The following is a 17,919-nucleotide window of genomic DNA, read 5'->3' as shown; positions in this document are numbered from 1 at the left end:
ATGCATTTACATTTTACTCCGCGCCAAATTGTGGAAAAATTAGATCAATACATCATCGGTCAAAAAGATGCAAAGAAAGCGGTTGCTGTAGCTTTGAGAAATCGATATCGTCGCAGTAAACTAGCTGAAAATTTACGTGATGAAATTGCACCTAAAAATATTTTAATGATTGGACCGACAGGTGTTGGTAAAACAGAGGTAGCACGACGAATGGCGAAACTCGTTGGAGCACCTTTTATTAAGGTTGAAGCTACTAAATTCACAGAAGTTGGATATGTAGGGAGAGATGTAGAGTCGATGGTACGTGACCTTGTAGAAACGTCAGTACGCATCGTGAAAGAAGAAATGGTAGTTAAAGTTCAAGATAAAGCAGAAGAGCAAGCGAACCAACGTCTTGTTGAAATTTTAGTGCCAAGTCCGGAGAAGCAATCTGGATTTAAAAATCCATTAGAAATGCTTTTTGGTGGTGCTCAAAATTCGAATCAAACATCCGATGAGCAAGAAGATGTTGAAATCGAAAAGAAACGTCAAGACGTGGAAAGAAAGCTTGCTGCAGGACTTCTTGAAGATGAAATTGTATCGATTGAAGTGACTGAGCAACAGTCTTCAATGTTTGATATGTTACAAGGAACTGGTATGGAACAAATGGGAATGAATTTCCAAGATGCATTAGGAAGTTTTATGCCGAAAAAAACGAAAAAACGTAAACTTTCTGTAAAAGAAGCAAGAAAACTCTTGACAAATGAGGAAGCACAGCGCTTAATTGATATGGATGAAGTTACACAAGAGGCTGTTTATCGTGCTGAACAGCTCGGGATTATTTTTATCGATGAAATTGACAAAATTGCTGGTAAGCAGTCGAATAGCGTAGATGTATCACGTGAAGGTGTGCAACGTGACATTTTACCAATTGTAGAAGGATCGAATGTTGCGACAAAATACGGATCAGTAAAAACGGATTATATTTTATTCGTTGCAGCTGGAGCGTTTCATATGTCTAAACCGTCGGATTTAATTCCGGAATTGCAAGGGAGATTTCCGATTCGAGTAGAATTAACGAAATTATCGACAGATGATTTTGTTAAAATATTAATCGAGCCTGACAATGCGTTAATTAAACAGTATATGGCATTATTAGCGACTGAAGGTATAGAAATTGAATTTTCAGACGAAGCTATTCGTAAGATTGCTGAGATTGCTTATCAAGTTAATCAGGATACAGATAATATTGGAGCAAGAAGACTCCATACGATTATGGAGAAGCTCCTTGAAGATTTATCGTTTGAAGCATCTGAAATTACGTTAGAGAAAATAACGATAACACCTCAATACGTTGAGGAGAAATTAGCAACAATTGCTAAAAATAAAGATGTGAGCCAGTTTATTTTGTAATAGTGTCATCAGGTGACTCGCCCTAGTTTCCAAGTGATGAAAAAATATGTGAGTAACATGTAGGAGGAACTTTTGAAATGGAATTATTAGCAAAAACAAGAAAATTAAATGCGTTATTACAGAGCGCAGCAGGAAAGCCTGTAAACTTTAGAGAAATGTCTGACACAATGTGTGAAGTAATCGAAGCGAACGTATTCGTAGTAAGTCGTCGTGGTAAATTACTAGGTTATGCAATTCACCAACAAATCGAGAACGAGCGTATGAAACAAATGCTTGCAGAGCGTCAATTCCCAGAAGAATATACGCAAAGCTTATTCAATGTAACGGAAACATCTTCAAACTTAGATGTAAACAGTGCTTACACAGCATTCCCAGTAGAAAATAGAGAATTATTCGGTCAAGGTTTAACTACAATCGTACCAATCGTTGGTGGCGGTGAGCGTCTAGGTACATTAGTGTTAGCTCGTCTTGGTCAAGAGTTCTTAGATGATGATTTAATCCTTGCTGAATACAGTTCAACTGTAGTAGGTATGGAAATCTTACGTGAAAAAGCAGAAGAAATCGAAGAGGAAGCACGTAGTAAAGCTGTTGTTCAAATGGCGATTAGCTCATTATCTTACAGTGAGTTAGAAGCAATTGAGCACATTTTCGAAGAGTTAAACGGAACAGAAGGTCTACTTGTTGCAAGTAAAATTGCTGATCGTGTAGGAATCACTCGTTCTGTGATTGTAAATGCACTACGTAAATTAGAAAGTGCTGGTGTAATCGAGTCTCGTTCTTTAGGTATGAAAGGAACATACATTAAAGTATTAAACGACAAATTTTTACATGAACTTGCTAAATTAAAAACAAACTAATTTATAAAAACTCTCCTCAAATGAGGAGAGTTTTTTTGTATATAAGAGATTGATGTTGTTTGTGAAAAGCGCCATAATCGTGTTCTTTGGAAAACTATGAATTGAATTTTATTTTTTCGCTTAAAAGAAATACAGGTTGGTAATACTAGAATTCGAGTGTGAATAAAGAAAGTTTTACATTGTTCGCATTTTCGACTTGATTGTAATATTTCAGTATGATATAGTAAGCAGTGGTGTCAGTACAAAGTACACACGTTTACTGATTTAAGTGTTGGTGCTACGGTTGTAGTTTCGCTTAGAGATGAAGTAAACGGAGGATATCAAAAACCATTTAGGAGGAACTATATTATGTCAGTAATTTCTATGAAGCAATTGCTTGAAGCTGGTGTTCATTTCGGACATCAAACACGTCGTTGGAACCCAAAAATGAAGCGTTACATTTTCACAGAGCGTAACGGTATCTACATCATCGACTTACAAAAAACTGTGAAAAAAGTTGAGGAAGCTTACAGAACGATGCGCGACATCGCTGCTGAAGGCGGAGACATTTTATTCGTAGGTACTAAAAAACAAGCACAAGAAGCTATTAAAGAAGAAGCAACTCGTGCTGGTATGTACTTCGTTAACCAACGTTGGTTAGGTGGAACTTTAACAAACTTCCAAACAATCCAAAAGCGTATCAAGCGCCTTAAAGACATCGAAAGAATGCAAGAAGATGGTACTTTCGAAGTACTTCCTAAGAAAGAAGTTGTTCAACTTAAAAAAGAGTTAGAGCGTCTTGAGAAATTCTTAGGCGGTATTAAAGATATGAAAGGTCTTCCAAGTGCATTATTCGTAGTAGACCCTCGTAAAGAGCGTATTGCAGTTGCTGAAGCACGCAAATTACACATTCCAATCATCGGTATCGTTGATACAAACTGTGATCCAGACGAAATCGATCACGTTATCCCAGCAAACGATGATGCAATTCGTGCTGTAAAACTTCTTACATCTAAAATGGCAGACGCGATCCTTGAAGCAAAACAAGGTGAAGAAACTGTTACTGCGTAACAAATTTGGAAAGGTGATAAGGGGTTCGGCCTTTTATCACCTTTTTTAAGGTATAAAAACCTTTTTAAAAGGTATAAATACATATTTTAGGAGGATGAAAAACATGGCAATCACTGCACAAATGGTAAAAGAACTTCGTGAAAAAACAGGCGCAGGTATGATGGACTGCAAAAAGGCTTTAACTGAAACAAACGGCGACATGGAGAAAGCAATTGACTTCTTACGTGAAAAAGGTATTGCAAAAGCTGCTAAAAAAGCTGACCGCATCGCTGCTGAAGGTTTAACTTTCATCGAAACAAACGGTAACGACGGTTTAATCTTAGAATTAAACTCTGAAACTGATTTTGTTGCGAAAAACGAAGGTTTCCAAGCTTTAATTAAAGAATTAGCTGCTCACTTATTAGCTAACAAACCAGCTAACGTTGAAGAAGCTATGGCTCAAACAATTGAAGGCGGTAAAACAGTAGAAGAGCACATCAATGAAGCAATTGCTAAAATTGGTGAAAAACTTACACTTCGTCGTTTCGAAATCGTATCAAAAACGGATGCTGATGCATTCGGCGCTTACCTACACATGGGTGGACGTATTGGTGTATTAACAGTTCTTGAAGGTTCTACTGACGAAGCAGCTGCTAAAGATGTAGCAATGCACATTGCAGCAGTTAACCCTAAATACATTGACCGTGATGCTGTAACAGCTGAAGAAGTTGAGCATGAGCGTCAAGTATTAACACAACAAGCTTTAAACGAAGGCAAGCCTGAAAAAATCGTTGCAAAAATGGTAGAAGGCCGTCTTGGCAAATTCTTCGAAGAAATTTGCTTACTTGACCAAGCATTCGTTAAAAACCCTGATATGAAAGTTCGTCAATTCGTTGAGTCTAAAGGCGGAACATTAAAAGGATTCGTTCGCTACGCTGTTGGTGAAGGTATCGAAAAACGCGAAGACAACTTTGCTGAAGAAGTAATGAACCAAGTAAAAGGTAACAACTAATACAGATTAGGGAACACATTGTGTTCCCTTTTTTAAAATAAAGATGTAAGCAATTGGAGGTTCATTATGAGTAAACCGAAATATAATCGTGTCGTTTTAAAGCTGAGCGGAGAAGCTTTAGCTGGCGAGCAAGGATTTGGAATTAACCCAGCTGTTATCAAGTCAGTTGCGGAACAAGTGAAAGAAATTGCAGAACTTGATGTAGAGGTTGCTGTTGTTGTTGGTGGCGGTAACATTTGGCGTGGGAAAATTGGAAGCGAAATGGGCATGGATCGTGCAGGAGCAGATTACATGGGCATGTTAGCGACAGTTATGAATTCACTAGCTCTTCAAGATAGTTTAGAGAATATTGGAATTCAAACTCGCGTTCAAACTTCAATTGAGATGCGTCAAGTGGCAGAGCCTTACATTCGTCGTAAAGCAATTCGTCACTTAGAGAAAAAACGTGTTGTTATCTTTGCCGCAGGTACTGGTAACCCATACTTCTCTACAGATACGACAGCAGCATTACGTGCAGCGGAAATCGAAGCGGACGTTATTTTAATGGCGAAAAATAATGTGGATGGCGTATATAGTGCAGATCCATCTATTGATCCAACTGCTACGAAGTACGAAACGCTTACTTACTTAGATGTATTAAAAGAAGGTTTAGGTGTAATGGATTCTACAGCTTCTTCTCTATGTATGGATAATGATATTCCATTAATTGTATTCTCGGTTATGGAAAAAGGTAATATTAAACGTGCCGTTTTAGGCGAAAATATCGGAACAGTCGTAAGGGGGAAATAATTATGGGACAACAAGTATTGAAGTCTTCAAATGAAAAAATGGAAAAAGCAGTTGCTGCTTATTCTCGTGAATTAGCAACAGTTCGCGCTGGTCGTGCAAGCTCGTCTGTATTAGATAAGGTACAAGTTGATTACTATGGTGCACCAACACCAGTTGTGCAATTAGCGAACATTACAGTTCCAGAAGCACGTTTGCTTGTAATTCAACCGTATGATAAAACTTCTATCGGTGATATTGAAAAAGCAATTTTAAAAGCAGATTTAGGCTTAAACCCTTCTAATGACGGAACTGTAATTCGTATTGCATTCCCTGCATTAACAGAAGAGCGTCGTCGTGATCTTGTAAAAGTTGTGAAAAAATATGCTGAAGAAGCAAAAGTTGCGGTTCGTAACGTACGTCGTGACGGTAACGATGATCTTAAGAAGCTTGAAAAAGCTGGCGAGATTACGGAAGATGATTTAAGAGGATATACTGAAGATATCCAAAAAGAAACAGATAAATATATTGCAAAAGTTGACGAAATCGCAAAAAACAAAGAAAAAGAAATCATGGAAGTGTAATAGCGATAACTTCGCAAATATGACCCTCTTCTTAAGGGGGTCTTTTTACACTTTTAGGCATATGTCTGCTTGCTGGAGGGTATGAATGATGTTTAAAAACTTTCCTTTTTTTAAAAGTAAAAAGGACGCATCGTTTGATCATCTCGTTGAAGAAGTGAAAAAAGGGTATATACCAGAACATATTGCCATCATTATGGATGGTAATGGAAGATGGGCAAAGAGGAGAGCTATGCCTCGTATTGCGGGACATCATGAAGGTATGCAAGTTGTAAAGAAAATCACAAAATTTGCAAGTAAGCTTAATGTGAAAGTGTTAACTCTTTATGCTTTTTCAACTGAGAACTGGAAAAGACCGAAAAAGGAAGTTGACTATTTAATGAGGCTTCCAGAAGAATTTCTAGGTACATTTTTACCAGAATTGATTGAAGAAAACGTACAAGTCCGAGTAATAGGGCAAAAAGATCGTCTTCCTACGCATACACGCAGAGCGATGGAAAAAGCCATGGAAGATACGCAAGAGAATACGGGATTAATTCTCAATTTCGCGTTAAACTATGGAAGTCGAGATGAAATCGTTTCTGCTGTGCAACATATGATGAAAGATAGTGAGGAAGGAAAAATTCGTGCTGAAGAGATAAGTGAAGAAATGATTTCTTCCTACTTAATGACGGGTTCTTTACCTGATCCAGAGTTGTTAATTCGTACAAGCGGAGAGCTACGTATTAGTAATTTCATGTTATGGCAAATTGCATATTCGGAATTTTGGTTTACGGATGTGTATTGGCCAGACTTTACGGAAGAACATTTGCTTAGTGCGATTACAGACTTTCAACATAGAGGGCGCAGATTCGGAGGCGTGTAGAAAGAGAGGGTTTGGTAGTGAAACAGAGAATTATTACTGGAGTGGTTGCTGCCGCGCTATTCATTCCCATCGTAATTTACGGTGGCGTGCCTTTTACGGTTTTAGTGTATGCACTTGCTTCTATAGGTTTATATGAGTTAATTCGAATGAATAAGCTTACGCTTATTTCAGTACCAACAGTTTTAGCTGCGGTATTATTATGGACTATTTTAGTTCCAAGTAGTGCATCAGAACTATTTAGGTGGATTGGATTAGGTAAATTAGAAATTACGTTTGTGATTGTTTTATTACTTTTATCATATACAGTCCTTTCTAAGAATACATTTACTTTTGATAATGCTTCATTTTTACTTATGGCAACAACATATGTTGCAATGGGATTCTTATATCTGAATGAAACGAGAATATTAGGAATTAAATATGTGTTTTGCGCATTATTTGTTATATGGGCTACTGATTCAGGTGCATATTTCGTAGGAAAAGCATTAGGAAAAAGAAAATTATGGCCAGAAATTAGTCCAAATAAAACGATTGAAGGTTCAGTAGGTGGCATCGTTTGTGGAATTATTGTGGCACTTGTATACAACGTGTTCTTCCCAGTTGAATCGAATGTAGTAATTTTAATTGTGCTGACAATTATCATTTCTATTTTTGGACAAATTGGTGATTTAGTACAATCTGCATTTAAACGTCATTATGGCGTAAAAGATTCAGGTACAATTTTACCTGGACATGGTGGTATATTAGATCGAACAGATAGTTGGTTATTTGTGTTACCAATTCTCTACTTCTTATTGCAATACAATTAATAAATGAACGAGGGGTTGGAGTCATGAAAAACATTAGTTTATTAGGTGCAAGCGGATCAATTGGTACACAAACTTTAGATGTGTTACGCTCGCACCCAGACCAATTCCGTCTCGTTGCTTTTTCTGTAGGGAAAAATATTGACTACGCAGTAAAAGTAATTCAAGAATTTTCTCCGCAAATCGTTTCTGTGCAAAGAGCAGAAGATGTTATAAAATTACAAGCTGTTTCTGGTAATACAAAAGTTGTGTATGGTAGTGAAGGTCTTTTAGAAGTAGCATTACATCCAGATGCGGAGATTTTAGTAAATGCCGTTGTAGGTAGCGTAGGGTTGTTACCAACACTTCGTGCAATTGAGGCGAAAAAAACAATTGGAATTGCAAATAAAGAAACGTTAGTAACTGCAGGGCATCTAGTAATGGAAGCGGCGCGAAAACATAATGTTTCGTTACTTCCGGTAGATAGTGAACATTCAGCTATTTTTCAATGCTTGAATGGTGAAAATGAAAAAAGAATTTCTCGACTCATTATAACGGCTTCTGGTGGAAGTTTCCGTGATAAAACGAGAGATGAATTGCATCATGTGACCGTAGAAGATGCGCTTCGACATCCAAACTGGTCAATGGGTTCGAAAATTACAATTGATTCTGCTACAATGATGAATAAGGGACTAGAAGTAATTGAAGCACATTGGCTTTTTGGTATCCCTTATGAGCAAATTGATGTTGTTTTACATAAAGAAAGTATTATTCATTCTATGGTTGAATTTGAAGATCGTAGTGTAATGGCGCAGCTTGGCTCACCTGATATGCGAGTACCAATTCAATACGCGCTTACATATCCTGATAGATTACCTCTTTCAGATACAAAACAGTTAAACTTATGGGAAATGGGAACATTGCATTTTGAAAAAATGAACCAAGAACGTTTCCGTTGTCTACGTTTTGCGTATGAGGCTGGGAAAACAGGTGGAAGTATGCCAGCTGTAATGAACGCTGCAAATGAAGTAGCTGTTGAAGCTTTTTTACAAAAGAGAATAGGTTTCTTAACAGTGGAAGACCTCATTGAAAAAGCAATGAACCATCACAATGTCATTGCACGTCCGAGCTTAGAGGAAATTCTGGAAATTGATGCAGCCACAAGACGGTTTGTGATGGAACAAATTTAGCAAAGGTGGTTATGGAATTGAATACAGCGATTGCCTTTATATTAATTTTCGGTGCACTCGTATTTTTCCATGAGCTAGGGCATCTATATTTCGCGAAAAGAGCAGGCATTTTATGCCGCGAGTTTGCGATTGGTTTTGGTCCGAAAATATTCTCATTTGAAAAGAATGAAACGGTGTATACGATTCGATTACTGCCCCTTGGTGGCTATGTAAGAATGGCTGGCGAGGATGCGGACACAGTTGAGTTAAAGCCAGGGAAAAAGGTTGGCCTTGTGCTAAATGAAAAAGACGAAGCTGTGAAATTAGTTTTTGATGGATATGAAAAATATCCAAATGTTCGTGTTATTGAAGTCGAACAAGCCGATTTAGAGCATAATCTAACGATTTCAGGCTATGAAGAGTATGAGGAAGAGCTTCAAACATTCCGAGTGAATGAAAAGGCTCGTATCATTACTGCTGGAGAAGAAATTCAAATTGCTCCGTATAACAGGCAATTTGGCTCTAAAAAATTGGGTCAACGTGCTTTAACAATCTTTGCGGGTCCTGCAATGAACTTCATTTTAGCATTTGTTATTTTTGTGATTCTTGGATTTGTACAAGGGGTTCCCATTGACAAACCAATGGTCGGAAAAATAATGGAAAATAGTGCAGCGCAGCAAGCTGGATTAAAAGAAAACGATACAATTCAAGCAATTGATGGGAAAAGTACAAGTACATGGAAAGATGTTGTTGCCATTGTACGTGAAAACCCGAATAAAGAAATTACGTTACAAGTAAAGCGTGATAATGAACAGCTTAATGTAAAAGTAACTCCAACACTCGATAAAGAAGGTAAAGAAGAAGTTGGTAGAATTGGTGTTTACTCTCCTGTAGAGAAAACAGTGATGGGTTCGATTAAATCAGGATTTGAACAAACGTACGAATGGACGAAACTAATTTTTGAGTCTCTTGTGAAATTAGTAACTGGTCAATTTTCTATTAATGAGTTGTCAGGTCCAGTAGGAATTTACAATCTAACAGATCAAGTCGTAGATTATGGATTTACGCGTGTGCTAAGTTTAGCGGCAGTTTTAAGTATAAACCTTGGTTTATTTAATCTATTACCAGTCCCTGCTTTAGACGGTGGACGTTTATTCTTCTTCTTAATCGAAGCGTTACGAGGAAAACCGATTGACCGTCAAAAAGAAGGAATGGTCCACTTTATTGGTTTTGCATTATTAATGTTACTAATGTTAGTTGTAACATGGAATGACATTCGTAAGTTTTTCTTGTAAAATAAAGTGAAACTTATAATGAAATAGAGCTCGTAGAATAAAATCCCTCACCTAACCCGAGGTGAGGGGTTTTACTGCGTGTAAGAGTAAAATGAAGAGGTGCGAATAAATGAAACAAAGTATGGTATTCAGTCCTACATTACGTGAAGTTCCAGCTGATGCTGAAATTAAGAGTCATCAATTATTACTTCGCGCAGGTTTTATGCGTCAAAATGCTTCTGGTATTTATAGTTTTCTACCATTTGGTTTAAAAGTACTACACAAAGTAGAACGTATCGTTCGAGAAGAAATGGAACGCGCAGGAGCTGTAGAATTATTAATGCCAGCGATGCAAGCTGCAGAATTATGGCAAGAATCAGGCCGTTGGTATTCTTACGGATCTGAATTAATGCGTATGAAAGATCGTAACGCTCGTGAATTTGCTTTAGGGGCGACACATGAAGAAGTAATTACTGATCTTGTACGTGATGAAGTAAAATCATATAAAAAATTACCGTTAACGCTATACCAAATTCAAACAAAGTTCCGTGACGAACAAAGACCTCGTTTCGGTTTATTACGTGGAAGAGAGTTTCTAATGAAAGATGCCTATTCTTTCCACGCTACGCAGGAGAGCTTAGATGAAGTGTATGATCGCTTATATAAAGCATACTCTAACATTTTTGCTCGTTGTGGCTTAAATTTCCGTGCGGTTATTGCTGACTCTGGAGCAATGGGCGGAAAAGATACACATGAATTTATGGTATTATCTGATGTTGGTGAAGATACTATTGCATACTCGGATACATCCAATTATGCAGCGAACATCGAAATGGCTCCTGTTGTAGCTACGTATACGAAGAGTGACGAAGCAGAAAAGGCACTTGAAAAAGTAGCAACGCCAGATCAAAAAGCAATTGAAGAAGTATCTGCATTCTTAAACATTGAAGCAGAACAGTGTATTAAGTCTATGGTATTTAAAGTAGACGAGAAATTAGTAGTTGTACTTGTTCGTGGTGATCATGAAGTAAACGATGTAAAAGTGAAAAATGTATACGGCGCTTCAGTTGTTGAGCTTGCTTCTCATGAAGAAGTAAAAGAATTATTAAATTGTGAAGTTGGTTCATTAGGACCGATTGGTGTAACAGGTGATATCGAAATTATTGCTGACCATGCTGTAGCATCAATTGTAAACGGATGTTCAGGAGCGAATGAAGAAGGGTTCCATTATGTAAATGTAAATCCAGAACGTGACTTTAAAGTAAGTCAATATACAGATTTACGCTTCATCCAAGAAGGAGACCAATCTCCAGATGGAAACGGAACAATTCTTTTCGCACGCGGAATTGAAGTTGGTCATGTATTTAAATTAGGAACTCGCTATAGTGAAGCGATGAACGCAACATTCCTAGATGAAAACGGGAAAACACAAGCACTTATTATGGGTTGTTACGGTATCGGTGTATCTCGTACAGTGGCAGCAATTGCAGAGCAGTTTAATGATGAGAACGGCTTAGTTTGGCCAAAAGCTGTAGCACCGTTCCATGTGCATGTAATTCCAGTAAATATGAAATCTGATGCACAACGTGAAATGGGTAAAAATATTTACAACTCATTACAAGAGCAAGGATATGAAGTATTACTAGATGATCGTGCAGAACGTGCAGGTGTTAAATTTGCAGATGCAGATTTATTTGGCCTTCCAGTTCGCGTTACGGTTGGTAAAAAAGCAGATGAAGGTATTGTAGAAGTGAAAGTACGTGCTACAGGCGAGTCTGAAGAAGTGAAAGTAGAAGAACTTCAAACATATATTGCTAATATTTTAAAATAAGAAGAGGTACCTCGTAATGAGGTACCTTCTCTTTCTTTGTAAACGTATTTTGTAAAAGAAGAAGGGAGACATCTTTCTTTGTAGTACGTTTCAATTTATAATAGCAAATGGAAGGAGAGTGCTTATGTCATTAACAAATGAACAACAAGAGCGATTTCAAATTTTGCTCCAGCAGTTGCAAATACCAGAAGACCTTATAAATCAATATTTACAGGGCGGTGGTATTGAAAAGCTAGTTATTGATAAAGCGAATAAAGGTTGGCATTTTGACTTACAAGTGCCACGTATTTTGCCGACAGAATTATATGAATTGCTAGAAGTGAAGCTTAAGCAATCATTTTCTCATATTGCAAGAACAACATTTGCATTACAAGCAGAGAATAAACAATTTACAGAAGAAGAAGTGAAGGCATATTGGCCGCTTTGTACGGAGCGAATTACATTTTCACCTATGTTTGCTTACTTAAAGAAGCAACTACCTCAGGTAAATGGAGTGAAGTTGTTAATAAATGTGAATAACGAGTTAGAATCTACTGCTTTAAAGAAAAATGTTACGAAACCAGTAGGTGATCAATACGAAGCTTTTGGATTCCCACGTTTTCAGTTAGACACACATATAAAGCAAAATGCAGAAGAAATGCAAAAGTTTCGTGAGCAAACTCAGCAAGAAGACCGTGAGCGTGTAATACAAGCTATGGAAGAAATGGCGAAGAAGCAAGCTGAAGAAAGTAGCGTTGTGCATGAAGGACCGGTTGTACTCGGATATCTTATTAAGCCAGATGAAGAGATTACACCGATGCGAGAAATTCAAGATGAAGAACGAAGAAAAACGGTTCAAGGGTATGTATTCCATGTAGAAACAAAAGAGCTTCGTAGTGGGCGTACGTTATTAACTTTAAAAATAACGGACTATACGGATTCTATTATGATCAAAATGTTTTCGCGTGACAAAGAAGATATTCCAATGCTGCAATCCTTGAGAAAAGGAATGTGGGTGAAAGCACGTGGTTCTGTTCAAAATGATACATTCGTTCGAGATTTAGTAATGATTGCAAACGATATTAATGAAATAACAGGACCATCTCGTAAAGATAAGGCGCCAGAAGGTGAAAAACGTGTAGAGCTTCACCTTCATACCCCAATGAGTCAAATGGACGCTGTTACGCCTGTCTCTAGGCTTGTTGCTCAAGCTGGTAAATGGGGACATGAGGCTATTGCAGTTACAGACCATGCTGTTGCTCAGTCTTTCCCAGAAGCATACTCTGCGGGTAAAAAAGCTGGGGTTAAAGTTATATACGGTGTAGAGGCAAATTTAGTTAATGATGGTGTACCGATCGCATATAACGAAGCGCATCGTTTACTTGCAGAGGAAACGTATGTTGTTTTCGACGTTGAGACGACAGGTTTATCAGCTGTATACGATACAGTCATTGAGTTAGCTGCCGTAAAGATAAAAGGTGGCGAAATCATTGATCGTTTTGAATCTTTCGCAAATCCGCATCAACCATTATCTGCGACGATTATTGAATTAACAGGTATTACAGATGATATGTTAACTGATGCACCAGAAGTGGACGAAGTGTTTAAAAAGTTTGAGGAATGGATGGGTGACCATACACTTGTTGCTCATAACGCAAGCTTTGATATGGGCTTTATTAACGTAGGTTTTAAAAAGGCAGGGCTAGCAAAAACGAATAACCCTGTTATTGATACGTTAGAACTTGCGCGGTTCTTATTCCCGGAAATGAAAAACCATCGATTAAATACGATGTGTAAAAAGCTTGATATTGAATTAACGCAACATCACCGTGCGATTTATGATACTGAAGCAACGGGATACTTACTTGTGAAAATGCTAAAAGATGTAATTGAAAAGGGATTTGAATATCATGATCAATTAAATGATAGTATGGGACAAGGGGATGCGTATAAACGTGGGCGTCCAAGTCATATGACATTACTTGCTACATCAGATGTTGGATTGAAAAATTTATATAAACTTGTTTCATATTCTCACCTGAATTATTTTTACCGTGTGCCACGTGTACCAAGGTCACTATTAAAAAAATATCGTGAAGGAATTTTAGTAGGAACGGCTTGTGATAAAGGTGAAGTGTTTGAGGCAATGATGCAAAAAGCACCTGAAGAAGTAGAAGAAATTGCGCAATTCTATGATTACATTGAAGTAATGCCTCCAGAGGTGTTACGTCATTTAGTAGAACGTGAACTTGTTCGAGATGAAGGACAATTAAAAACAATTATTTCTAACTTAGTAAAACTGGGTGAGACGTTAGATAAACCGGTTGTCGCTACAGGGAACGTGCATTATTTAGATCAAGAGGATGCTATGTATCGTAAAATTTTAGTGAGTTCGCAGGGCGGAGCAAATCCGTTAAATCGACATTCATTACCGCCGGTACATTTCCGTACAACAGATGAGATGTTAGAGTGTTTTTCATTTTTAGGTGAAGACAAAGCGAAAGAAATTGTAGTAACGAATACACAAAAGGTTGCGTCATTAATTGGTGATGTTCATCCAGTAAAAGATGATTTATACACACCGAAAATTGAAGGTGCTGATGATGAAACGCGTGATATGAGTTATAAAATGGCGCGTAGCATTTATGGGGAAGAGCTACCAGAAATCGTAGAAGCCCGATTGGAAAAAGAATTAAAAAGTATTATCGGACATGGATTTGCTGTAATTTATTTAATTTCACATAAGCTGGTGAAAAAATCGTTAGTAGACGGATATTTAGTAGGTTCGCGTGGATCTGTAGGTTCATCATTCGTTGCAACGATGATGGAAATTACAGAAGTAAATCCATTACCACCACATTATGTATGTCCGAAGTGTAAGGAATCAGAATTCTTTAATGACGGCTCGGTAGGTTCTGGTTTTGATTTACCAGATAAAGAATGTCCAACATGTAATGTTTCATATGTAAAAGATGGACATGATATTCCGTTCGAAACGTTCCTTGGATTTAAAGGAGATAAGGTACCCGATATCGATTTGAACTTCTCCGGCGAATACCAACCACGTGCCCATAACTATACGAAAATACTGTTCGGTGAAGATTATGTATATCGTGCAGGAACGATTGGTACAGTTGCAGAAAAAACGGCTTATGGATATGTAAAAGGTTATGCAAATGATCATAATTTAACGATACGAAATGCAGAAATTGACCGCTTAGTAGCAGGGTGTACCGGTGTAAAACGTACAACTGGACAGCATCCAGGTGGTATTATCGTTGTGCCAGATTACATGGACATCTTTGATTTCTCACCAATACAGTATCCGGCAGATTCAATAGGGGCTGAGTGGAGAACGACACACTTTGATTTCCACTCAATTCATGATAATTTATTGAAACTTGATATACTAGGACACGATGATCCGACAGTTATTCGTATGTTACAAGATTTAAGTGGTATTGATCCGAAAACAATCCCAACAGATGATCCGGAAGTAATGAAAATTTTCTCAGGTCCGGAATCATTAGGAGTAACGGAAGAACAAATTAACTGTAAAACAGGTACACTTGGTATACCGGAATTCGGTACGAAATTCGTAAGACAAATGTTAGAAGAGACAAAACCAACGACATTCTCAGAGTTAGTCCAAATCTCTGGACTATCACATGGTACGGACGTATGGCTCGGTAATGCAAACGAGTTAATTTATAACGGTACATGTACGCTGAGTGAAGTTATCGGTTGTCGTGATGACATCATGGTATATTTAATCTATCAAGGTTTAGATCCATCATTAGCCTTCAAAATTATGGAGTCGGTTCGTAAAGGTAAAGGTGTACCGGAAGAATGGGAAGAGGACATGAAAAGTAATAATGTACCAGGTTGGTATATTGATTCATGTAAGAAGATTAAATACATGTTCCCTAAAGCCCATGCGGCTGCTTACGTACTTATGGCTGTACGTATCGCATATTTTAAAGTACATTTTGCACTTTTATTCTATGCGGCATACTTTACGGTTCGTGCAGATGACTTTGATGTAGAGGCGATGGCAAAAGGTTCAGCATCTATACGTGTAAAGATTGATGAAATTGCGCAAAAAGGATTAGATGCAGCGCCGAAAGAGAAGAGTTTATTAACGGTACTAGAAATGACACTTGAAATGTGTGAGCGTGGATACTCATTCCAAAAGGTTGATTTATATCGCTCGCATGCAACAGAATTCATTATTGATGGAGACTCATTAATTCCTCCATTTAATGCGGTGCCTGGTCTTGGTACAAACGCAGCTTTAAGTATCGTAGAAGCTCGTAAAAATGGAGATTTCTTATCAAAAGAAGATTTACAGCAGCGCAGTAAGGTTTCTAAAACGATTATTGAGTATTTAGATAGTCAAGGTTGCTTAGGTGATCTACCTGATCAAAACCAATTATCACTGTTCTAGCAGGTAGGAAAAGTCTTTGCAAATCAGTATTTGCTATGGTATACTATTAACCGAGATAACCATGTCATGTATATTGTGTGAAAAAAAGAGTGGGGAAACCCACTCTTTCGTGTTACTATCTACGTTTTATTGATGTAGAGAGGTAAGAAATTTCTGTCGTATATACATATTTTGTTACAAGTTTTACTTCTTAAATTTGGTAATACTAAGACAGATATTCCCTGCTTAACGGCAGGGGCTTTTGTTAGCTAACGAGAAAGAATAAGATAGACCGTTTTTATGGACGGAATCTTTTCTTGTAAATGGTACATGGCGGCAGGAAGGAGGCTGTTTATGGATAAGAAAGTCACAGAAGTTGTAGAAGCATTTGCGCAGCCGATCGTTGAAGAGTTAAATCTTGAACTTGTAGATGTAGAGTATGTGAAAGAAGGACAGGACTGGTTCTTACGCGTATTCATCGATTCTGAAAAGGGAGTCGACATTGAAGAATGCGGTGCGGTAAGTGAACGTTTAAGCGAAGCTTTAGATAAAGAGGATCCAATTCCTCATCTTTACTTTTTGGATGTATCATCTCCTGGAGCAGAACGCCCATTAAAGAAAGAGAAAGACTTCCAGCAAGCGGTAGGAAAACAAGTGGCAATTAAAACATATGAGCCGATTGATGGTGAAAAAATGTTTGAAGGAAAGCTACTTTCCTACGATGGTACTACAATTACACTATTATTAACAATTAAAACACGTAAAAAAGAAATCCAAATTCCAATGGATAAAGTTGCAAATGCGCGACTTGCTGTTACGTTTTAGTTAGAAGGGGGATCTTCATGAGCACTGAGTTGTTAGATGCCTTGCTCGTATTAGAGTCAGAAAAAGGAATTAGCAAAGATATTATTATTGATGCGATTGAAGCAGCATTAATCTCTGCTTATAAACGCAATTTTAACCAAGCACAAAACGTTCGTGTGAGCTTTAACCCAGAAGTGGGAACAATTCAAGTTTTAGCACGTAAAGACGTTGTTGATAATGTGTTTGATCCACGTCTTGAAATTTCTGTTGAAGAAGCAAGACAAATTAATCCAAACTATCAAGATGGTGACGTACTAGAAATTGAAGTAACACCAAAAGATTTCGGCCGCATTGCAGCACAAACTGCAAAACAGGTTGTAACACAACGAGTGCGTGAAGCAGAGCGTGGTGTTATTTACTCGGAGTTTAGTGACCGTGAAGAAGACATCATGGTTGGTATTGTACAACGTCAAGATGCTCGTTTCATCTATGTAAGCTTAGGGAAAGTAGAAGCTTTATTACCTGTAAGTGAGCAAATGCCAAACGAACAATACAAACCACATGATCGCATTCGCGTATTCATTACGAAAGTAGAAAAAACAACGAAGGGACCACAAATTTACGTATCACGTACACATCCTGGTCTTTTAAAACGTTTATTCGAAATGGAAGTTCCTGAGATTTATGATGGAACTGTTGAAATTCGTTCTGTGGCACGTGAAGCAGGCGATCGTTCTAAAATTTCTGTACATGCAGAGAACATTGATGTTGATCCAGTAGGCTCTTGTGTAGGACCGAAAGGACAACGTGTACAACGCATTGTAGATGAATTAAAAGGTGAAAAGATTGACATCGTTCGCTGGTCAAATGATCCAGTAGAATATGTTGCAAATGCTTTAAGCCCATCACAAGTTGTTAAAGTACTTGTAGATGAAGAAGAAAAAGCAACAACTGTTGTTGTTCCAGACCACCAACTTTCATTAGCTATCGGTAAGCGTGGACAAAACGCGCGTCTTGCAGCTAAATTAACAGGTTGGAAAATTGATATTAAGAGTGAGTCTGATGCGAAACAACTAGGTATTGTAACAGAAGAAGATAGCGTAATCGCATTCGGATTCGATTCAGTTGAAGACGAAATCGAATAGAGGTG

Annotated in this window: 14 protein-coding genes; all 14 read left to right on the top strand. The window is 37.8% G+C overall.

The genetic code is table 11. From position 1 onward, the window contains the following. Positions 1–1,392 carry an ATP-dependent protease ATPase subunit HslU gene (gene hslU, locus G9F74_RS00890; protein WP_000550076.1) on the top strand — a complete coding sequence of 464 codons (1,392 nt, stop codon included), beginning with the start codon at positions 1–3 and terminating at the stop codon, positions 1,390–1,392. A gap of 77 nt (positions 1,393–1,469) precedes the next feature. Continuing rightward, complete coding sequence (codY, locus tag G9F74_RS00885) at positions 1,470–2,249, top strand: GTP-sensing pleiotropic transcriptional regulator CodY (protein ID WP_000421291.1); 780 nt, start codon at positions 1,470–1,472, stop codon at positions 2,247–2,249. 348 nt (positions 2,250–2,597) lie between these two features. Further along, complete coding sequence (gene rpsB / locus G9F74_RS00880) at positions 2,598–3,299, top strand: 30S ribosomal protein S2 (protein ID WP_000111485.1); 702 nt, start codon at positions 2,598–2,600, stop codon at positions 3,297–3,299. Positions 3,300–3,402: 103 nt separating this feature from the next. Continuing rightward, entirely contained in the window at positions 3,403–4,290 is an 888-nt protein-coding gene (gene tsf / locus G9F74_RS00875) for a translation elongation factor Ts (protein WP_001018579.1), read from the top strand. 66 nt (positions 4,291–4,356) lie between these two features. Next, a complete protein-coding gene (pyrH, locus tag G9F74_RS00870; RefSeq protein WP_000042662.1) occupies positions 4,357–5,079 on the top strand; it encodes a UMP kinase in 723 nt (240 codons plus the stop codon). Between the two features lie 2 nt (positions 5,080–5,081). Continuing rightward, a complete protein-coding gene (frr, locus tag G9F74_RS00865; protein ID WP_000531505.1) occupies positions 5,082–5,639 on the top strand; it encodes a ribosome recycling factor in 558 nt (185 codons plus the stop codon). An 85-nt stretch (positions 5,640–5,724) separates the two neighbouring features. Then, positions 5,725–6,501: an undecaprenyl pyrophosphate synthase gene (uppS, locus tag G9F74_RS00860; protein ID WP_000971308.1), complete on the top strand. Its 777-nt coding sequence runs from the start codon at positions 5,725–5,727 to the stop codon at positions 6,499–6,501. Positions 6,502–6,518: 17 nt separating this feature from the next. Continuing rightward, positions 6,519–7,310 carry a phosphatidate cytidylyltransferase gene (cdsA, locus tag G9F74_RS00855; protein WP_000813595.1) on the top strand — a complete coding sequence of 264 codons (792 nt, stop codon included), beginning with the start codon at positions 6,519–6,521 and terminating at the stop codon, positions 7,308–7,310. Positions 7,311–7,333: 23 nt separating this feature from the next. Further along, complete coding sequence (dxr, locus tag G9F74_RS00850) at positions 7,334–8,476, top strand: 1-deoxy-D-xylulose-5-phosphate reductoisomerase (RefSeq protein ID WP_000790354.1); 1,143 nt, start codon at positions 7,334–7,336, stop codon at positions 8,474–8,476. 17 nt (positions 8,477–8,493) lie between these two features. Beyond that, complete coding sequence (gene rseP / locus G9F74_RS00845; protein ID WP_001090232.1) at positions 8,494–9,750, top strand: RIP metalloprotease RseP; 1,257 nt, start codon at positions 8,494–8,496, stop codon at positions 9,748–9,750. A gap of 109 nt (positions 9,751–9,859) precedes the next feature. Beyond that, a complete protein-coding gene (locus G9F74_RS00840; protein ID WP_000814325.1) occupies positions 9,860–11,560 on the top strand; it encodes a proline--tRNA ligase in 1,701 nt (566 codons plus the stop codon). 124 nt (positions 11,561–11,684) lie between these two features. Beyond that, positions 11,685–15,986, top strand: a complete 4,302-nt coding sequence (locus tag G9F74_RS00835; RefSeq protein WP_016109019.1) for a PolC-type DNA polymerase III — start codon at positions 11,685–11,687, stop codon at positions 15,984–15,986. A 333-nt stretch (positions 15,987–16,319) separates the two neighbouring features. After that, positions 16,320–16,790: a ribosome maturation factor RimP gene (rimP, locus tag G9F74_RS00830; protein WP_000359095.1), complete on the top strand. Its 471-nt coding sequence runs from the start codon at positions 16,320–16,322 to the stop codon at positions 16,788–16,790. 17 nt (positions 16,791–16,807) lie between these two features. Continuing rightward, a complete protein-coding gene (gene nusA, locus G9F74_RS00825; protein ID WP_000102596.1) occupies positions 16,808–17,914 on the top strand; it encodes a transcription termination factor NusA in 1,107 nt (368 codons plus the stop codon). The last annotated feature ends 5 nt before the right edge of the window (positions 17,915–17,919 follow it).

Origin of the sequence: Bacillus sp. EKM202B, assembly GCF_011066025.1 — a bacterium.
In the GTDB taxonomy this organism is placed as follows: Bacteria; Bacillota; Bacilli; order Bacillales; family Bacillaceae_G; genus Bacillus_A; species Bacillus_A toyonensis.
This window is presented reverse-complemented; position numbering and strand designations above follow the sequence as displayed.

Bases quoted from the DNA above. Each gene is read 5' to 3' on its own strand.
- G9F74_RS00840 (WP_000814325.1), top strand. From the start codon at position 9,860: ATGAAACAAAGTATGGTATTCAGTCCTACATTACGTGAAGTTCCAGCT.
- frr (WP_000531505.1), top strand. From the start codon at position 5,082: ATGGGACAACAAGTATTGAAGTCTTCAAATGAAAAAATGGAAAAAGCA.
- hslU (WP_000550076.1), top strand. From the start codon at position 1: ATGCATTTACATTTTACTCCGCGCCAAATTGTGGAAAAATTAGATCAA.
- rimP (WP_000359095.1), top strand. From the start codon at position 16,320: ATGGATAAGAAAGTCACAGAAGTTGTAGAAGCATTTGCGCAGCCGATC.
- pyrH (WP_000042662.1), top strand. From the start codon at position 4,357: ATGAGTAAACCGAAATATAATCGTGTCGTTTTAAAGCTGAGCGGAGAA.
- rpsB (WP_000111485.1), top strand. From the start codon at position 2,598: ATGTCAGTAATTTCTATGAAGCAATTGCTTGAAGCTGGTGTTCATTTC.
- G9F74_RS00835 (WP_016109019.1), top strand. From the start codon at position 11,685: ATGTCATTAACAAATGAACAACAAGAGCGATTTCAAATTTTGCTCCAG.
- codY (WP_000421291.1), top strand. From the start codon at position 1,470: ATGGAATTATTAGCAAAAACAAGAAAATTAAATGCGTTATTACAGAGC.
- nusA (WP_000102596.1), top strand. From the start codon at position 16,808: ATGAGCACTGAGTTGTTAGATGCCTTGCTCGTATTAGAGTCAGAAAAA.
- dxr (WP_000790354.1), top strand. From the start codon at position 7,334: ATGAAAAACATTAGTTTATTAGGTGCAAGCGGATCAATTGGTACACAA.
- uppS (WP_000971308.1), top strand. From the start codon at position 5,725: ATGATGTTTAAAAACTTTCCTTTTTTTAAAAGTAAAAAGGACGCATCG.
- tsf (WP_001018579.1), top strand. From the start codon at position 3,403: ATGGCAATCACTGCACAAATGGTAAAAGAACTTCGTGAAAAAACAGGC.